Below are 17,369 nucleotides of genomic sequence, written 5' to 3'. Positions count from 1 at the left end.
GTGCGCCGGCACTTCCGTGCCGGCCGTTTCGTGGCTATCTATGACATGCGCCGGGTCGATCGATCCGGCGCATGATTCATGTTTGAGTGTGAGATTTGGCCCATGATGCGTCAGTATGAGCTTGTCGAGCGCGTGCAGCGCTACAAGCCCGACGTGAATGAAGCTCTTCTCAACAAAGCTTACGTCTACGCCATGCAGAAGCATGGCCACCAGAAGCGGGCGTCCGGCGACCCGTATTTCTCCCATCCGCTCGAAGTCGCGGCCATCCTCACGGACATGCATATGGACGAAGCCACCATCGCGGTGGCGCTGTTGCATGACACGATCGAGGACACCTCAGCCACGCGGCAGGAGATCGACGAGCTGTTCGGCTCGGATCTTGGCAAGCTCGTCGAAGGGCTGACCAAACTCAAGAAGCTGGACCTCGTCTCCAAGAAGGCCGAGCAGGCAGAGAACCTGCGCAAGCTTCTGCTGGCGATCTCGGAAGACGTGCGCGTGCTTTTGGTCAAGCTGGCCGACCGGCTGCACAACATGCGCACCCTCGACCACATGCCGGAAAACAAGCGGCTGCGCATCGCCGAAGAGACCATGGATATCTATGCGCCTCTGGCCGGCCGCATGGGCATGCAGGGCATGCGCGAGGAACTGGAAGATCTCGCGTTCCGGTACATCAACCCGGAAGCCTACCGGACGGTGACCGCGCGGCTGGCCGAGGTGTTCGAGCGCAACAAGGGCGTGATCGCCGAGATCGAGAACTCGCTTTCGGCCCTGTTTGCGAAGTATTCGCTGAAGGCGACCGTCAAGAGCCGCCAGAAGAAGCCATGGTCCGTCTTTCGCAAGATGGAAACCAAGGCGCTGTCCTTCGAGCAGCTTTCCGACATCATCGGGTTCCGCGTGGTCGTGGAAAACGTCGAGGACTGCTATCGCGCCCTCGGCGACATCCACACGACGTGGTCGATGGTTCCCGGTCGCTTCAAGGACTACATTTCGACGCCGAAGCAGAACGACTACCGTTCGATCCACACCACGATTGTCGGCCCCTCGCGCCAGCGCATCGAACTGCAGATTCGCACGCGCGAAATGAACACCATCGCCGAATACGGCGTGGCGGTTCATGCGCTCTACAAGGATAGCGGCGGCAAGGTGAATGCCAGCCACGCCATCTCGAAGGAGACCAACGCCTATGCCTGGCTGCGGCGCACCATCGAGCAACTGGCCGAAGGCGACAACCCTGAGGACTTCCTCGAAAATACCAAGCTGGAGCTGTTCCAGGATCAGGTCTTCTGTTTCACGCCAAAGGGCATGCTGATCGCGCTGCCGCGTCGAGCGACGCCGATCGACTTCGCCTATGCCGTCCACACCGATGTCGGCGACACTTGCGTGGGCGCCAAGATCAATGGCCGCATCATGCCGTTGATGACCGAGCTCAAAAATGGCGACGAGGTGGAGATCATCCGCTCGAAGGCGCAGGTTCCGCCCGCTGCCTGGGAGTCGATCGTCGTGACCGGCAAGGCCCGCGCCTCCATCCGCCGTGCTACCAAGAACGCGATCCGCAAGCAGTATTCGGGTCTTGGCGTGCGCATCCTGGAGCGGGCGTTCGAGCGGGCCGGCAAGAGCTTTTCCAAGGATGCGCTGAAGCCGGTGCTGCACCGGCTCGCGCGCAAGGATGTCGAGGATGTCGTGGCCGCCGTTGGCCGCGGCGAGCTGTCGTCGACCGATGTGATGAAGGCCGTCTACCCGGACTTCAAGGACGAGCGCGCAACGCCGCAGGCCCCCAAGCCGCGCGAGGAGGGGTGGTCGAAAATCCGCAACGCCGCCGGCATGCTGTTCCAGATGCCCGGCCGCGGTTCGGGGCGGAAGGACAAGCGCGCGGCCAAGGGCGACGGGGCTGTGCCGATCCGCGGCGTGCGCGGCGACCTGCCGGTGCGGTTCGCGCCCGAGGGCGCGGTGCCGGGCGACCGCATCGTCGGCATCATCCAGCCGGGCGCCGGCATCACCATCTATCCGATCCAGTCGCCGTCGCTGACCGCCTTCGACGACCAGCCGGAACGCTGGATCGACGTGCGCTGGGATATCGACGAGGAAACCAAGGAGCGGTTCCCCGCGCGGATTTCCGTGATTGCGATCAATGCGCCGGGTTCGCTGGCCGAGATCGCACAGGTGATCGCCGAGAACGATGCCAACATTCATACATTGTCCATGGTGCGCACCGCGCCGGACTTCACCGAAATGCTGATCGATCTCGAGGTCTGGGATCTGAAGCATCTGAACAGGCTGCTCTCGCAGCTCAAGGAAAACTCGAGCGTCAGCGACGCAAAGCGCGTCAACGGCTGACCATCTGAATGGCGGGAGCGGCATGAATACCGATCAGGTGCTGGACATTTTTCGTGAAGCAGGCGCTGTCCTCGAAGGACATTTCATCCTGACTTCCGGCCTGCGCAGCCCGGTCTTCCTCCAGAAGGCGCGGGTTTTCATGCATGCCGACAAGACCGAGAAGCTCTGCCGCGCGCTCGCCGAAAAGATTCGCGTCGAGGTGCCGGGCCAGATCGACTATGTCGTCGGCCCTGCCATCGGCGGGCTGATCCCGGCCTATGAGACGTCGCGCCATCTCGGCGTACCGGCGATCTGGGTCGAGCGCGAAGGCGGCGTGTTCCGCTTGCGCCGCTTCGAGATGGAGAAGGGCGCGCGCGTCGTCATCGTGGAGGACATCGTCACCACCGGCCTGTCGATCCGCGAGACCATCGAATGCCTGCGGGACCTCGGTGCCGAGGTAGTCGCGGCCGCCTGCATCATCGACCGCTCGGCCGGCAAGAGCGACGTCGGCGTGCCGCTGATCGCGTTGGCCGAATATGAAGTGCCGGCCTATCCGGCCGACCAGCTTCCGCCGGAATTGCAGGCTATTCCGGCGGTTAAGCCCGGTAGCCGCAACATTTGAGGATCAACGCCGGATGATCATCGGCATAGGAAGCGATCTCATAGACATCAGGCGCATCGAGAAGTCGCTCGAGCGCTATGGCGAACGCTTCAAGGCCCGCGTCTTCACCGAGATCGAGCAGGCGAAGTCGGAGCGGCGCAAGGAACGCGCGGCGTCCTACGCCAAGCGCTTTGCCTCTAAGGAGGCCTGTTCGAAGGCATTGGGAACCGGAATGTCGCATGGCGTGTTCTGGCGGGATATGGGCGTCGTCAACCTGCCCGGCGGCAAGCCCACCATGCATTTGACAGGAGGAGCGGCCGTGCGGCTGGCTGAAATGTTGCCCAAAGGCCATCGTCCGGTCATTCACCTGACGATCACGGACGATTTTCCTCTGGCGCAGGCCTTTGTGATCATCGAGGCCTTGCCGGTTGAAGAACCTCCACTTTCCTAATGCCCGTGAGGCGCACGCATTGCTCCCGACGCGCCAAGCCCTTATACCCAAACGCAATCCACAACCGAGGATGACATGAGCGTGGCTGATAAACCTCAAAAAAAATCTGGCGGGCTTGGCGAAACGGTCAGCGTTATCATCCAGGCGCTGCTGCTGGCGCTGGTCATCCGTACCTTTCTTTTTCAGCCTTTTTCGATTCCTTCGGGGTCGATGCGGCCGACGCTTCTCGAAGGTGACTATCTCTTCGTCACCAAATGGGCTTACGGCTATTCGCGCTATTCGCTGCCGTTCTCGCCGAATCTCTTTTCCGGTCGCGTCTGGGCTAGCGAACCGCAGCGCGGCGATGTCGTGGTCTTCAAGTTCCCGCCCAACCCGTCGCTGGATTACATCAAGCGCGTGATAGGCCTGCCGGGCGACCGCATCCAGATGCGCGACGGCCAGCTCTTCATCAACGACGTTGGCGTTCCGCGCGTGAAGGTGGGGCAGATCGACAATCCCGACATCACGGAGGTGAACCGGCCGGTCGACGTCTATCGCGAGACGCTGCCCAACGGCGTTTCCTACGACACGCTCGACCTGACGCCGAATTCGATCGGCGACAACACGCGCGAATTCGTAGTGCCGGAAGGACATTACTTCATGATGGGCGACAACCGCGACAACTCCAACGATAGCCGCTTCTCGGTCGGCTATGTGCCGGCGGAGAACCTTGTCGGCCGCGCCAACATCATCTTCTTCTCGATCGCGGACGGCGCAAGCCCGCTCGAAATCTGGAAGTGGCCTTCGCTGGTGCGCGGATCGCGCCTCTTTACCCCCGTCCACTAAGCGATGGCTCTTAAGCGACCGACCGGACAAGCGCTCGCGGATGCACTGCGCGAGCGCACCGGATACGCTTTCACCGACCTCGAGCGTCTGCAACGCGCGCTGACGCATGCCAGCGCGCGCGGCGTCAAGCCGGGAGCGGATTACGAGCGCTTTGAGTTCCTGGGCGACCGCGTGCTTGGCCTGGTGGTAGCGGACATGCTGTTCAAGGCCTTTCCAGCCGCGGCAGAGGGCGAGCTCTCGGTTCGGCTAAACGCGCTGGTCAATGCCGAGGCGCTTGCCGAGATTGCCGACCAGATCGGTCTGACCGAACTCATCCGGGCGGGCAGCGAGGTGAAGACGCTTGCCGGTCGCAAGCGGGTGAATATCCGTGCCGATGCGCTGGAATCGCTGATCGCCGCGCTCTATCTCGATGGTGGGCTGGATGTGGCACGCCAGTTCATCATGCGCTATTGGGAGCCGCGCTCGAAGGTGACGGACGCTGCGCGCCGCGACCCCAAGACCGAGCTTCAGGAATGGGCGCACCAGGCCGCTGCCGCGACGCCAAGCTACCAGATCGAGGGCCGTGAAGGGCCCGACCACGATCCGGTCTTCACCGTCAGCGTCCGGGTCGGCGCATTCGAACCGGCCTACGGAACCGGGCGTTCGAAGCGCGAGGCCGAGCAGGCCGCCGCCGCAAGCATGCTTCAGCGCGAGGGCGTCTGGAGCCAGGAAGGAAAAGAACAGTGAGCGAAACCGAACCCGTCACCCATTCGGGCTTTGTCGCCCTGATAGGCGCGCCGAATGCCGGAAAGTCGACGCTGGTGAACCAGCTTGTCGGCGCCAAGGTTTCGATCGTCACGCACAAGGTGCAGACCACGCGCGCCATCGTGCGCGGCATCGCCATACACAATGACGCGCAGATCGTGTTCGTCGACACGCCCGGCATCTTCAAGCCGCGCCGCCGCCTCGATCAGGCTATGGTCTCCACCGCCTGGGGCGGGGCCAAGGATGCCGATATGGTGCTGGTGATCATCGATGCCGAGCGCGGCATCCGAGGTGATGCCGAAACGCTTCTCGAAAACCTCGCCGAGGTACGCCAGCACAAGGTTCTGGTGCTAAACAAGATCGATCGTGTGAAGCACGAAAGCCTGCTTCTGCTTGCCGAAGAGGCCAACAAGCGCGTTGCCTTCGACGCCACCTTCATGGTCTCGGCATTGAGCGGCGCCGGCTGCGGCGCCATTCTCGACTATCTCGCCAAGGCCTTGCCTGCTGGCCCCTGGTACTATCCGGAAGACCAGATTTCGGACCTGCCGATGCGCCAGCTGGCCGCCGAGATCACCCGTGAGAAGCTTTATCTTCGTCTCCACCAGGAGCTTCCCTACTCCTCGCATGTCGAGACGGAAAAGTGGGAAGAGAAGCCAGACGGCTCCGTGCGCATCGAGCAGGTCATCTATGTCGAGCGCGACAGCCAGAAGAAGATCCTGCTCGGCCACAAGGGCGAGACGATCCGCTCCATCGGTACGTCCGCTCGTAAGGACATCGCCGAAATCCTCGAGCAGAAGGTGCATCTCTTCCTGTTCGTGAAGGTGCGCGAGAACTGGGGCGACGATCCCGAGCGCTACCGCGAAATGGGACTTGAATTCCCGCACTGAGCGGCCGAATCTCCAGAAATGGAATGGCACGACGAGGGAATTGTCCTTGGCGCCCGCAAGCATGGCGAAACCAGCGTCATACTTGAGGTGATGACGCGCGCGCATGGGCGCCATCTCGGCATGGTCCGGGGAGGGCGCTCGCGCAAGTCGCAGCCGGTTCTGCAGGTGGGAAATCGCGTCGATATCGTTTGGTGGGCTCGGCTGGACGAGCATATGGGCCAGTTCCAGGTCGAAGCGCTGGAACTCAACGCAGCCAGGCTGTTCGAAAGCGCCTGCGCAGTCTACGGCCTGCAGACGATCGCTGCCCATCTGCGCCTCTTGCCGGAGCGTGACCCGCATCTCGGCCTCTACGAGATGTTGGGGCTGCTGCTTTCCCATCTGGATGACGCCACCGCCGCCGGCGAACTCGTCGTCCGCTTCGAGCTAATGGTGCTGGAGGAACTCGGCTTCGGCCTGGACCTCAGCGAATGCGCTGCCACCGGCCAGCGCGAAGAGCTTACCTACGTCTCGCCGAAATCCGGCCGCGCCGTCTCTCGCGACGCTGGCCAGCCCTGGCACGACAAGATGCTGCCATTGCCCGCCTTTCTGATCGCCGGGCCTGGCATGCGTGCCGACTTGGGCGCGATCGAACAAGCCTTCAGGCTGACGGAATTCTTTTTCACGCGGCATGTCTATGAGCCGCGCGGGCTGACGCCGCCCGATGCTCGCATCGGCTTTATCAATGCGCTGCGCAAGCATACGGCGGGCAAACATCACGTGCCTGGCGACAGCGCCGTCTGAAAATCCGAACTATCGCGGGAATAATTCTACTACCTGTAGCGTTCATACTGTGTTTGGCGCAAACGCGGGGTTGAAACGCAGGCTATTGCCGGATGCCTTGGAATAGCGTTGAATTTCAGTCCGGCAGGGGCGTTCGGCCGAGCGTCATGGATCAGAGACGGGCAGCAATACTCGCGGAAATACCGGGACTGCGCCGCTACGCGCGCGCGCTGCTGCGAAACCGTGACGCCGCCGACGACCTGGTTCAGGACAGCCTCGAAAGAGCGCTCGCCCGGATTGACAGCTGGCAGACCGGCGACAGCCCGCGACGATGGCTTTTTACGATTATGCATCATCTGTTCATCGACAGGGTGAGGAAAGACAAGCGGTACGGCGGAACGACGATGCTGCCGCTCGAGGCAAGCGAAGCCATGGCACTGCCCGCTTATCAGGCGCAGAGCGTCGTCTCGCATGAAATCCTCGATGCGCTGCAGGCGATCCACCCTGACCGCCGCACCGCGCTGCTGATGGTCGCGGTCGAAGGTTTTTCCTATGCCGAGGCAGCTGAGGTGCTGGGCATTCCGGCCGGCACGCTTATGTCCCGCATCGCCCGCGGACGCGAAGAGCTTCGCGCCCTTCTGGAAGACGGCTCGCGCCGCCGCGCAATAAGGATCGTGGACACATGAGCCGGCGCGATTTCAACGAGCGCGACATCCATATGGCCCTCGACGGAGAGTTGCCGGGGGAGGAATACGCCGACTATGAGGCCTGGCTTGTGGCCAATCCCGACATGGCAGCCAAGAGCCGGCGCTTTGCCGTCGACGGCGACATGCTGCGACGGGCGGTTTCCGACGTCGCATCCGAGCCGATACCGCCCCGCATGGAGCAATTGCTGGCGAAGGAAGATGCGCCGCGTCGCCGACTCCCGTCCGCCGTCTGGCGAGCCGCTGCCGCAGCTGCCTTGCTCGCGATTGGCGGGTTGGGTGGTTACTTCGTCGGCGCCTCCGGCTGGAACCCGGTAAAGGCCGCCGACAGCCAGGTCGCGGAAGATGCGATCGAAGCCTATGCGCTCTATGCCCCCGAAAAGCTGCACGTCGTGGAAGTGGGCGCCGACGAGAAGCAGCATCTGGTTGACTGGCTTTCGCGCCGCGTCGGCATTCCGCTCGTTGCGCCCGATCTGACCGAACAAGGTTTCGATCTCATCGGCGGACGGCTATTGCCTGCCCAGAAGCAGGCCGCCGCTCAGTTCATGTACCAGGACCATACCGGCAACCGCGTATCGCTCTATATCGTCAGCGACCCCACCAAACAGGACACCGGCTATCGCTTTGTCGAGCATGGCGACATGCGTGCCCTCTATTGGCTGGACGACGGCTATGGCTGCGCGATCGCCGGCAACCTCCCGCAGGCCGATCTGACACGGATCGCCGACTCGGCGTACCGGCAGATTTTGCAGGGGGCGAAAAGCTAGTTCCGAGTTTGCCCCACCGCCCCGGAACCCGCATCGTTCAGGCGGGTTTCGGGGCGGATTTTTCATGCGGTGGATGCAGCCCGGAGCAGTCACAATTCGGCCCAATTCGAGGCGCGAAACCGCTATCGATGCCTTTGCGTGATTGCTTCGGCAGAGACGTTCCGCCCGCCCTTTAGACGATCTTTCTATTGAGGTTTCCCGGTTCGCATGCTCGCCGAAATCCGCCCGGCCCGCAAAGATGACGTGGACGCGCTCGAGGCGCTCGAATGGGCGGTTTTCGTCACCGATCGCATTTCGCGGCAATCCTTTCGCCGCATGATTTCCAGTCCCACCGCATCGCTTCTCGTCGCCGACCGTCAGGACGGAATTTGGGGCTATTGCGCTGTGCTTTACCGGGCCGGCAGCGAAAGTGCGCGCCTTTATTCCTTGGCGGTTTTGCCGAACAGCGGAGGCGGGCAGGGCCGCGCCTTGCTTGCTGCCGCAGAGCAGGCGGCGGGCGCCAGAGGCTGCACGTCGATGCGCCTTGAGGTGCGCCGGGACAATCCGCGCGCAATCGCACTTTACGAAAAGAACGGCTACCGGCCGCTCGGATCAAAGCCCGGATACTATGGCGACGGCATGGACGCCCTGCGTTACGAAAAGCCGCTCGATATGTCGTCGCCGAATATTGCCACGCCTGCCCGCAAAACGGCGGGAACTTCTTCCCGATGAGCAGATTGTCCCTCGCCCGAAATGATCGCCGGGCTGGGGACACCTTCCATACAATCGAACGCGAGCGAATATGAGCTGGGTCATCCTTACAGGCAGGCAGAGCGATCTCGACCAGGTGGCAACGCCGCACAAGATCATTACCAATCGCGACTACCTTGCCCATCCGGCCCTGTTCAGCGGGCAGCGTCCGAAGGTCATCAATCTGTCCAACAGCTACGGTTATCAGAGCCGGGGCTACTACGCCTCGCTGCTGGCGAGCTCGCGCGGGCACAGGGTGATCCCGACGGTCGAGACCATGATCGACCTTTCCGAACGCAAGCTCTACGAGAACGCGCTGCCGGAGCTGGAACTGGCGCTGAACAAATGCCGCAAGGATCTTGGCGGCAGCTTTCCCGACAAGGCCACCTTCTTCTTCGGCATCGGCCCGTCAAAGGCGTGGGACCGCTTTGCCAAGCTGCTGTTCGATTGGTTCCGTGCGCCGGCGTTAGAGGTGTCGATCAAGGATCATCACGAATGGGCGACGATCCATAAGATCGGTTTCCTGCCGCTGGCGCGCATGAGTGCGGAGGAAAAGCCGCGCTTCCTGGCAAGCCTCGCCAGTTACACAAATCGCGAATGGCGTGACGGCAGGGCGCGCGTCCCGGCGCGCTACACCTTCGCCACGCTGGTGGACCCGCACGAGCAATTGCCGCCGTCCAGTATCAGTTCACTGCGCTACTGGGCCAAAACCGCCGAAAAAATGGGCGTCGAGGTCGAGCCGATCACGCGCAAGGACCTCGCCAAGCTCGCCAACTACGATGCGCTGTTCATTCGCGAGACGACGTCGATCTCTAACCACACCTATCGATTTGCCCGTCGCGCGCAACAGGAAGGCATGCCGGTGATCGACGATCCGCTGTCGATGATCCGCTGCACCAACAAGGTCTACCTCAACGAGTTGATGACCTTCAACAAGGTCCCCGTGCCGCCGACGGTGATGATCGCGAGCCCGGCCGACTTCCAGCTGGCGGCCGATACGCTGGGCTTTCCGCTGGTGCTGAAGATACCCGACAGCTCGTTTTCGCGCGGCGTGAAGAAGGCGACGAATTTCGAGGAGCTGAAGGCCCTGGCAACCGCCTGGATGGAGGAATCCGACCTGCTGATCGCCCAGAAATACATGCCTACGCAGTATGATTGGCGCATCGGCGTGCTCGGCGGCCAGCCGCTGTTTGCGGTTCACTACCTGATGGCCAAGAAGCACTGGCAGATCGTCAATCACGACGGCGGCGGAAAACCGGTGGAAGGCGGCATCAAGACATTCACGCTGAAGCACGCCCCGGCCCATGTGGTCGAGACGGCCGTGCGGGCAGCGCGCTGCATCGGCGACGGGCTTTATGGCGTCGATCTCAAGGAGACCAAGGATGGCGTCTTCGTCATCGAGGTCAACGACAATCCCAATCTCGACCACGGGATCGAGGATTCGGGCGAGAAGGACGAGGTCTGGACCCGGCTGACGCAGTGGTTCCTCGACCGGCTGGAGCGTTAGGCAGCGCCTCGCGCGCGCTCGATCGCTTCGAACCGCTTGAGGAAGGCTTTCTGCACCGCCTTTGCCGGATGACACACGAGATCGAATGCGTCGGCCGAGATGCCGCGTGGCCTGCCGAAGAATTTCGTCGCTTCCTGCACGGTGAATCCCGCCAACTGCGTGGCCTCGAAATGGGCGGCCACGTGGTCGGCCCGCTTGATCTCCTTCTTCAGCCTTTCACTGATTTCGGGAGGAAGAGAAAAGCGGATGTGGATGGCGCGCTGCAGCCGGTGCTCGACCAGCTTGTAGCCGCCGCCGACCACGGATTTGAATGGCGAGATCATGTCGCCGATCACATATTCGGGCGCATCGTGCAGCAGTGCCGCAAGCTGCTCGTCGGGCGTCGGGTTCTTCGCCTGCCTGGAAAAAATCGTCTCCACCAGCAGCGAATGCTGGGCCACCGAAAAGGCATTGTCCCCTTCCGTCTGGCCGTTCCAGCGCGACACGCGCGCCAGCCCGTGTGCGATGTCCGAAATCTCGATGTCGAGCGGGGAGGGATCGAGCAGGTCGAGCCGGCGGCCCGAAAGCATGCGCTGCCATGCGCGCGGCGGCGCGCCGACCTTGTCCGCCATCACGCCTCCTCCGCGCCGGCGGCTTCCTGCGGGAAGGTGAATTTTGCCCAGGAGGGAATCGAAAGCGAAAGCGGCACTTCGGCGGCGGTGATGGCGACGCCAGCGTCGAGCGCGTCCTTCACCCGGTCGATGCGTACGATCGCCAGACCTTGCGTGCCGGCAACGGAGCCCAATGCACCGATGCTGCGGCCATTGGCGAGAATCTCGGTGCCGGATTCGGGCAGGGGCGACTCTGCCGAAACCAGAAGCACGCGGCGACGCGCGGTGCCGCGATGCTGCATGCGCGAGACGACTTCCTGGCCGACATAGCAGCCTTTTCGGAAGCCGACGCCGTCCGTCTCGTCGAGCAGAACGTCGTGCGGGAAGGGGTCACCCAGCGCGTAATCGCTGCCGCTTTCTGCGACGCCGTGACTGATGCGGTAGGCATGCCAGGCGCTCACTTCGTCCGAAGCCGAAAGAACCGGGCCATAGATTCGGAATGCGGCCGCGGGCGACTTGAAACGCGCGTCGCGCAGCACAATTGAATCATCGCTCGAAGCATTTGAATCGGAAGCTGAGCCGGATGAATCAGAATCCCACGATGCGGCCACAAGCAGCTGTTCCTGCTTGGAAATTGTCGCCTTGGCGCGCAGCTTGTAGAGCGTCAGGCGACGAAGAAAATCGTCGGCCACATCGCTCCGGCAGTCGAGCCGGAACCCGCCAGAACCATCGCGCGAGATCAGGAAGTCGAACAGTATCTTTCCCTGCGGCGTCAGCAGCGCGCCCGGCTTGGCTTCGCCTTCGGCCAGAGCGTCCAGGTCGACCGTCAAAATGTTCTGCAAAAAGTGTTCCGCCTCCGCGCCGGTCACAGAAATGATGGTGCGGTCGGAAAGCAGGGCAGAGTGCATGGGCGGAACCTGACTTGAAAATCGGCTGGCCATTACGTAAGCCCCACGCAACTCAGGAGCAAGGTGGCAAATGACAACGACGTTCGACCTCATCCTCAAGGGCGGCACGGTCGTCAACCACGATGGCACTGCTTTGCGCGACGTCGGCGTGCGTGACGGTCGCATCGCGGCGATCGGAGATCTGCGCCAGGCATCGGCAGCCGAGACCATCGAATGCCGCGGCCTGCACATTCTGCCGGGCGTGGTCGACAGCCAGGTGCATTTCCGCGAGCCGGGCCTGGAGCACAAGGAAGACCTCGAAACGGGTTCGCGTGCGGCAGTGCTGGGTGGCGTCACGGCTGTGTTCGAAATGCCCAACACCAATCCGCTGACCACCAGCGAAGAGGCGCTGGCCGACAAGGTCGCCCGCGCCACCAACCGCATGCATTGCGATTTCGCGTTCTGGGTCGGCGGTACGCGCGAGAACGCCAAGGATGTGGCCGAGCTCGAGCGCCTGCCGGGCGCTGCCGGCATCAAGGTCTTCATGGGCTCGTCGACCGGAAACCTGCTGGTCGAGGACGATGAGGGCGTCCGCTCCATCCTCAAGAACACGCGCCGCCGTGCGGCCTTCCACTCGGAAGACGAGTTCCGCCTGCGCGAGCGCCTTGGCGAACGCATCGAGGGCGACCCGTCCTCGCACCCGGTCTGGCGCGACGAGATCGCGGCCCTCCAGTGCACCGAGCGCCTCGTGCGCATCGCCCGGGAGGTGAGGGCGCGCATCCATGTGCTGCATATCTCGACGGCCGAGGAGATCGATTTCCTCGAACATCACAAGGACGTGGCAAGCTGCGAGGCGACGCCTCATCACCTGACGCTGTCGTCAGAGGACTATGCCACGCTCGGCACGCTCATCCAGATGAATCCGCCCGTGCGCGATGGGCGCCATCGCGAGGGCGTCTGGCGCGGCATCAGCCAAGGCATCGTCGATGTGCTGGGCTCCGACCATGCGCCGCACACGCTGGCCGAGAAGGCAAAGCCCTATCCGGCGTCGCCCTCCGGCATGACCGGCGTGCAGACGCTGGTGCCGATCATGCTCGACCACGTCAATGCCGGGAAGCTGACGCTCGAACGCTTCGTGGACCTCAGCAGCCATGGCCCGCAGCGCCTGTTCGGCATGGCGCGCAAGGGCCGCATCGCGGCCGGCTACGACGCCGATTTCACCATCGTCGACATGAAGCGCCACGAGACCATCACCAACGCCCAGGCAGGCTCCAAGGCCGGCTGGACGCCTTATGACGGCAAGGAGGTCAAGGGTTGGCCAGTGGGCACCATCATTCGCGGCAAGCAGGTGATGTGGGAGGGCGAAATCGTTTCGCCGGGGCTGGGCCAGCCGGTCGTCTTCTCCGAAGCGCTGCCGGTCTGACCGGAGCCTCTGGCTAAGCCCATTTCAAACATTCCGGAAACGAAATCGCCCGCCAAAGCAGCAGCTTGGCGGGCGATTTTGATTCAGCTTGAAATGGTCGGAGGGCGTTGCCGTCTCACTCGCCGGCGACGAAGAATGCCCACTTGCCTTGCGGCGTGATGCCGAGGCGATAGAAGTTGTAGACGCCGTAGCTCTTCATGTCTTCGTAGTCGCCGGCGGTGACGATCTTGAACAGCTCCACGCGCTGGCGGGCCGAAAGCTTGTCGAGCGGCATCGCGAAGAAATAGGGCCAGGCATAGAGTTCTTCCGGCGTGCCCGGATCGAGATGGACATAGCCCGCATTGAGCAGGTTCTCCATGATGGCCAGCACTTCCTCGCCGTTCTTGTCGCCCGACTGCTCCTTGAGGAAGGCGATCGGATCTTCATCGAGACCGGCAACCGACAGCTGGGTCGCATCGTCGCCAGTGCCGACCAGCGCGCGCAGCTTTTCGATATCGCCGCTGGCAGCGATGTCCAGCAGCTGCTGGCGCATGTGTTGCACCGGCTCGGGCAGCTTGCTGACGTCGTAGATGATCTCCGGCAGCGGCGCGTTGGGATCTTCGGTGACGTGAACCGAGCCGGGCGTCGCCTGTTCGGGCGCGGCCTCGTCGGGATCAGGGGCTTCTGAGGGAGCTTTCTGGCTGTCCTGAGCCTGCGGCGCAGTGCCTTCGGCCGGGGCGGCCTTGTCGGGGGCAGCCGTCGTCGGCGCGGGCAGATCTTCTTGCTTGATCTCGCTCAGCGCGGCCGCCGGCAGCGTCGCGACCAGATAGGCACCGGGCAGGGCCACGCCCGCCGCTGCCAACCAAAGAAAGGCCGCGAAACCTCTATGCCTGCGAGTTTCCGAGCTGCTCCGAGTCAGTGTCTGCATGTCCCATCCTCTCCAGGGGCATCAGACTCGACACCCAGTCAGCCTCTTATACCGAAAAAGCAGACTTGGGGATGTATCAATGTCGCAGACGAACGGGTTCAAACTCTCCGGCGATCACTTTTTCGCGCATCACGTCAAGAAGCGCCAGCGCGGTCGCCTCACCATGCGTCCGGAGGATTTCGCCGAATGCCGTGGCAAGCGCGGTTTCGGCCAGGATATCGGTCTCGATGCCGGCGGAAAGACCTTCGGCCCAGGCTTCGTTGTGGCATTCCACTGCGGTCAGGCGCTTTTCTTCCCGGACCAGCGCGTCGAGATCGCTGGTCGTGTGTTCCATACCCATCTTACACCCTTTCAAGTCGCGACCCGGGTTCCGGGCCAACTTGATCTTTCCCTTTAATGTCCCGTTAACAAACCTAGCACATCGAACCTGCCAAATTCGACTGGCATTGTGTGAAAAGTTAACAGGCCGTTAATTTCCATAGCGGCCGGTGACTTCACGAGTCAGCGTCTCGCCTTCCTTCATGTAGCGTACGATCGCTTCGGATGCCGAGGCGGTGCACTTTGTGTACGTGCCCTCGAACGACCGGTAGCCGTGATTGAAGCTGGCCATCAACTTGGCACGCCGAGCAGCATCGGGCTTTTCGGAGTCGAGCAGCTTCTGCATTTCGTCGCGCCACTGATTGCTCGTTTCGCCGCACAGATTGCGCAGGAAATGCAGCGACCCGAGAATCTCCGACAACCGCACCAAACTGCCTTCGAACGGAGCATCGACCGCACGCGACGGCGTGGTTGCCGCCGAGCCGGTGGCAAGGAATGCGGCGAAGAACAGCAGAGCACGGCGCATGACGTTTTTGTGGCGAAACAATTTGTCAGCCGCAAGGCACTGAGATCACAATTCCCAGTTTATCTGCGTTCCAAGAGCTCGCGCGAAACCTCCAGCACGGAGGGGGTGACGGGCATCTCATCCATTTCGGCTAGCGTGAAGAAGCCTGCCTCGTCGGCGTCGCTGTCGGCGAGCGGGTCGCCGCCGCAATCCTGTCCGCAAAATACCTGCAGGCGGTAGGTGATCTCCCGGCCGTCGCGCTCGGCATCGATCATGTAGGCCCGCAGCGGGGCGATATCTCCAGCTTCAAGCCCTGTTTCCTCGCGCAACTCGCGTCGAGCGGCCTGTTCTTCCGTCTCGCCGGGTTCGACCCGCCCGCCGGGAAAGGCATAATGCCCGCGTGAAGGTGCATGCCCACGCTTGACTAGAAGAATGCGGTCGCCCCGCATCAGGGCAACCGATACCGCCGGGATGGTCTGTCGTGGGGACATGGTCTGCTTCCTGGCCCGATTGGCTGGGGATGGGGCGCGTGGCTCAACCGATACAGGTTGCCGCGCGTGATTTCCACCTCCACATTGAGCGCAGGATCAAACGGTAATTGCCTCGTAATGTGCGGACGTTTTTCGCTCACTGCCAGCCCCAAGGAAGTCGACGCGGCATTTTCGCTGCCCGACCTCGAGGCGTTTCCGCCGCGCTACAACATCGCGCCGACGCAACCGATCCTGATGGTGGTTGCCGGTGAGCCGCGCGAACGGGGTTCCAACCTGCCGGACCGCCACTCGCTTCTGGTGCGTTGGGGACTGATCCCGACTTGGGTGAAGGACACGCGCGAATTTCCGCTGCTGATCAATGCGCGCTCGGAAACGGCGACTGAAAAGGCCTCCTTTCGCACCGCCATGCGCCATCGCCGCGCGCTGATTCCCGCTTCGGGCTTCTATGAATGGCGCCAGGTTGGTGGCAAACGGACGCAGGCTTATTGGATTCGCCCAAAGCATGGTGGCGTGATTGCCTTTGGCAGCCTGATGGAAACCTATGCCGAACCGGGCGGCTCGGAGATGGACACCGGCGCGATCCTGACCACCAAAGCCAGCCGCGACATCGCCCACATCCATGACCGGATGCCGGTCGTGATTCACCAGCAGGACTTTTCCCGCTGGCTGGATTGCCGTTTCCAGGAACCGCGCGACGTGGCCGATCTCATGCGGCCCGTGGAGCCCGACTTCTTCGAGGCGGTTCCCGTTTCAGATCTCGTCAACAAGGTGGCCAACACCGATCCGCGAATACAGGAGCGAGTGGAGCCATTGGAAGGACTGGAGCCGCCCAAGCCGGAGCGCAGGAAAGCCAGCCCGGCCGCGCAACACCAGATGACGCTCTTCTAGCTCCGTTCGGAAAAGCCCTCATGATCGCAAATTTCTTCCCGGCCGCCCTGTCCGGCTTCCTCCTCGGCGCTTCGCTCATCATCGCGATCGGCGCGCAGAACGCCTTCATCCTGCGCCAGGGCCTGCTCAGGCAGCATGTTTTCATCCTGTGCCTGATCTGCGCTTTGTCCGACGCAGTGCTGATTGCAGCCGGCGTCGCGGGCCTTGGCACGCTGATCTCGCAATCGCCGATACTGATCAATGTCGTCACCATCGGCGGCGCGATATTCCTGTTCAGCTACGCGATCATCGCCTTCCGGCGCGCGATGAAGCCGGACGTGCTGAAGGCAGCCAATGCGGGCGAGGGCAGCCTGAAGGCGGCGGTGGCGGCGTGCCTCGCCTTCACCTTCCTCAACCCGCATGTCTATCTCGACACGGTGGTGCTGTTGGGATCGCTCTCGGCACGCTTCGACGGGCCGGACCGCATGGCCTATGGCCTAGGTGCTGCGCTGGCTTCGTTCGTCTGGTTTTTCGGGCTGGGCTATGGCGCTCGCCTGCTGCAGCCGATCTTCGCAAAGGAATCGGCCTGGCGCGTGCTGGATATCCTGATCGGCCTGGTGATGGCCGCTATCGGTGTCAGTCTATCAAGCCGTCTTTTTTGAAGCCGGCTTTTTCTTCTTGGCTGCGAGCACGGCAGCCAGGACTGCGGCCGGGCCGATCGCGCGATAGTGGCTAGTCAGAGATGCATATTGAGCTCGGATTCGTTCTGCTTCGCTCTTTGCCGCCGACATGGTAATTCCCCAAGGTAAGTTGCCGTCCAAGACTCATGCTCTTGCTTTGGGACGAAATCGTGACTTTTTGCCCTTGGCGGGCGGGTCATACGATCTCGGTTCCTGTATGTTTAATAAACTCTTACGGAACTGCCTGGCGACTGGAAGGCGACCGTTTTCAGCAAAGTTGCGACTTGACGCCGAAAACGCCCAAGGCGATAAAGCTTGCCATGAAAACGTCTTTCGCCATTTGCGGCATTTGCATTATTGGCTAGCGCACGCGCTGGTCCGGACGTTTTCGCCTTTTCTCTCGACAGGACAAAC

General features: G+C 62.4%; 20 protein-coding genes. 14 read left to right on the top strand and 6 right to left on the bottom strand.

The features are described from left to right. The first annotated feature begins 102 nt into the window (after positions 1–102). The 11 genes from M2281_RS02935 (at position 103) to M2281_RS02885 (ending at position 10,287) form a co-directional block, all read left to right on the top strand. Positions 103–2,334, top strand: coding sequence for a RelA/SpoT family protein (locus M2281_RS02935; RefSeq protein WP_280819594.1), 2,232 nt, complete (start codon positions 103–105; stop codon positions 2,332–2,334). Between the two features lie 22 nt (positions 2,335–2,356). Beyond that, on the top strand, positions 2,357–2,935 hold the full coding sequence (pyrE, locus tag M2281_RS02930; protein ID WP_280819593.1) for an orotate phosphoribosyltransferase: 579 nt from the start codon (positions 2,357–2,359) through the stop codon (positions 2,933–2,935). A 13-nt stretch (positions 2,936–2,948) separates the two neighbouring features. Next, the gene (gene acpS / locus M2281_RS02925; RefSeq protein WP_280819592.1) at positions 2,949–3,365 is read left to right on the top strand and encodes a holo-ACP synthase; all 417 of its coding nucleotides are present in this window, start codon (positions 2,949–2,951) and stop codon (positions 3,363–3,365) included. Positions 3,366–3,440: 75 nt separating this feature from the next. After that, positions 3,441–4,190: a signal peptidase I gene (gene lepB / locus M2281_RS02920; protein WP_280819591.1), complete on the top strand. Its 750-nt coding sequence runs from the start codon at positions 3,441–3,443 to the stop codon at positions 4,188–4,190. A 3-nt stretch (positions 4,191–4,193) separates the two neighbouring features. Then, complete coding sequence (gene rnc / locus M2281_RS02915) at positions 4,194–4,916, top strand: ribonuclease III (protein ID WP_280819590.1); 723 nt, start codon at positions 4,194–4,196, stop codon at positions 4,914–4,916. Next, positions 4,889–5,821: a GTPase Era gene (era, locus tag M2281_RS02910; RefSeq protein ID WP_425537699.1), complete on the top strand. Its 933-nt coding sequence runs from the start codon at positions 4,889–4,891 to the stop codon at positions 5,819–5,821. The genes rnc and era overlap by 28 nt, the downstream gene beginning before the upstream one ends. Positions 5,822–5,839: 18 nt before the next feature. Continuing rightward, on the top strand, positions 5,840–6,601 hold the full coding sequence (gene recO / locus M2281_RS02905; RefSeq protein WP_280819588.1) for a DNA repair protein RecO: 762 nt from the start codon (positions 5,840–5,842) through the stop codon (positions 6,599–6,601). Between the two features lie 146 nt (positions 6,602–6,747). Next, the gene (locus M2281_RS02900; protein WP_280819587.1) at positions 6,748–7,266 is read left to right on the top strand and encodes a sigma-70 family RNA polymerase sigma factor; all 519 of its coding nucleotides are present in this window, start codon (positions 6,748–6,750) and stop codon (positions 7,264–7,266) included. Beyond that, the gene (locus M2281_RS02895) at positions 7,263–8,051 is read left to right on the top strand and encodes an anti-sigma factor family protein (protein ID WP_280819586.1); all 789 of its coding nucleotides are present in this window, start codon (positions 7,263–7,265) and stop codon (positions 8,049–8,051) included. The genes M2281_RS02900 and M2281_RS02895 overlap by 4 nt, the downstream gene beginning before the upstream one ends. A gap of 207 nt (positions 8,052–8,258) precedes the next feature. Next, on the top strand, positions 8,259–8,762 hold the full coding sequence (locus tag M2281_RS02890; protein WP_280819585.1) for a GNAT family N-acetyltransferase: 504 nt from the start codon (positions 8,259–8,261) through the stop codon (positions 8,760–8,762). 70 nt (positions 8,763–8,832) lie between these two features. Continuing rightward, the gene (locus M2281_RS02885; RefSeq protein WP_280819584.1) at positions 8,833–10,287 is read left to right on the top strand and encodes a RimK family protein; all 1,455 of its coding nucleotides are present in this window, start codon (positions 8,833–8,835) and stop codon (positions 10,285–10,287) included. Here M2281_RS02885 and M2281_RS02880 read toward each other — a convergent pair. Beyond that, positions 10,284–10,898 (bottom strand): HD family hydrolase, encoded by a 615-nt coding sequence (locus tag M2281_RS02880; protein ID WP_280819583.1) that lies wholly within the window; start codon positions 10,896–10,898, stop codon positions 10,284–10,286. The genes M2281_RS02885 and M2281_RS02880 overlap by 4 nt on opposite strands. Next, on the bottom strand, positions 10,898–11,785 hold the full coding sequence (locus tag M2281_RS02875) for a YgfZ/GcvT domain-containing protein (protein ID WP_280819582.1): 888 nt from the start codon (positions 11,783–11,785) through the stop codon (positions 10,898–10,900). Before M2281_RS02875 ends, M2281_RS02880 begins: the two co-directional genes overlap by 1 nt. Before the next feature lie 70 nt (positions 11,786–11,855). Between M2281_RS02875 and M2281_RS02870 the strand changes: the two genes are divergently transcribed. After that, positions 11,856–13,187, top strand: coding sequence for a dihydroorotase (locus tag M2281_RS02870; protein ID WP_280819581.1), 1,332 nt, complete (start codon positions 11,856–11,858; stop codon positions 13,185–13,187). A 115-nt stretch (positions 13,188–13,302) separates the two neighbouring features. Here the strand turns inward: M2281_RS02870 and M2281_RS02865 are convergent, their stop codons facing one another. The 4 genes from M2281_RS02865 to M2281_RS02850 all read right to left on the bottom strand — a co-directional run bounded on the left by M2281_RS02865 (position 13,303) and on the right by M2281_RS02850 (position 15,408). Further along, positions 13,303–14,094, bottom strand: coding sequence for a hypothetical protein (locus M2281_RS02865; RefSeq protein ID WP_280819580.1), 792 nt, complete (start codon positions 14,092–14,094; stop codon positions 13,303–13,305). A gap of 76 nt (positions 14,095–14,170) precedes the next feature. Next, positions 14,171–14,428 (bottom strand): hypothetical protein, encoded by a 258-nt coding sequence (locus tag M2281_RS02860; RefSeq protein ID WP_280821092.1) that lies wholly within the window; start codon positions 14,426–14,428, stop codon positions 14,171–14,173. Between the two features lie 135 nt (positions 14,429–14,563). After that, positions 14,564–14,938, bottom strand: a complete 375-nt coding sequence (locus M2281_RS02855) for a TIGR02301 family protein (RefSeq protein WP_280819579.1) — start codon at positions 14,936–14,938, stop codon at positions 14,564–14,566. A 59-nt stretch (positions 14,939–14,997) separates the two neighbouring features. Further along, positions 14,998–15,408 (bottom strand): NUDIX hydrolase, encoded by a 411-nt coding sequence (locus tag M2281_RS02850; protein ID WP_280819578.1) that lies wholly within the window; start codon positions 15,406–15,408, stop codon positions 14,998–15,000. 117 nt (positions 15,409–15,525) lie between these two features. Here M2281_RS02850 and M2281_RS02845 point away from each other — a divergent pair, with 117 nt between their 5' ends. Both M2281_RS02845 and M2281_RS02840 read left to right on the top strand, forming a co-directional pair. Next, positions 15,526–16,296, top strand: a complete 771-nt coding sequence (locus M2281_RS02845; protein WP_280819577.1) for an SOS response-associated peptidase — start codon at positions 15,526–15,528, stop codon at positions 16,294–16,296. 20 nt (positions 16,297–16,316) lie between these two features. Continuing rightward, positions 16,317–16,937 (top strand): LysE/ArgO family amino acid transporter, encoded by a 621-nt coding sequence (locus tag M2281_RS02840; RefSeq protein WP_280819576.1) that lies wholly within the window; start codon positions 16,317–16,319, stop codon positions 16,935–16,937. Positions 16,938–17,369: the final 432 nt, after the last annotated feature.

Origin of the sequence: Pseudaminobacter soli (ex Li et al. 2025) (genome assembly GCF_029892515.1) — a bacterium.
Lineage (GTDB): Bacteria > Pseudomonadota > Alphaproteobacteria > Rhizobiales > Rhizobiaceae > Pseudaminobacter > Pseudaminobacter soli_A.
The sequence above is the reverse complement of the archived record's forward strand: the minus strand, read 5'-3'. Positions and strand labels throughout refer to the sequence as shown.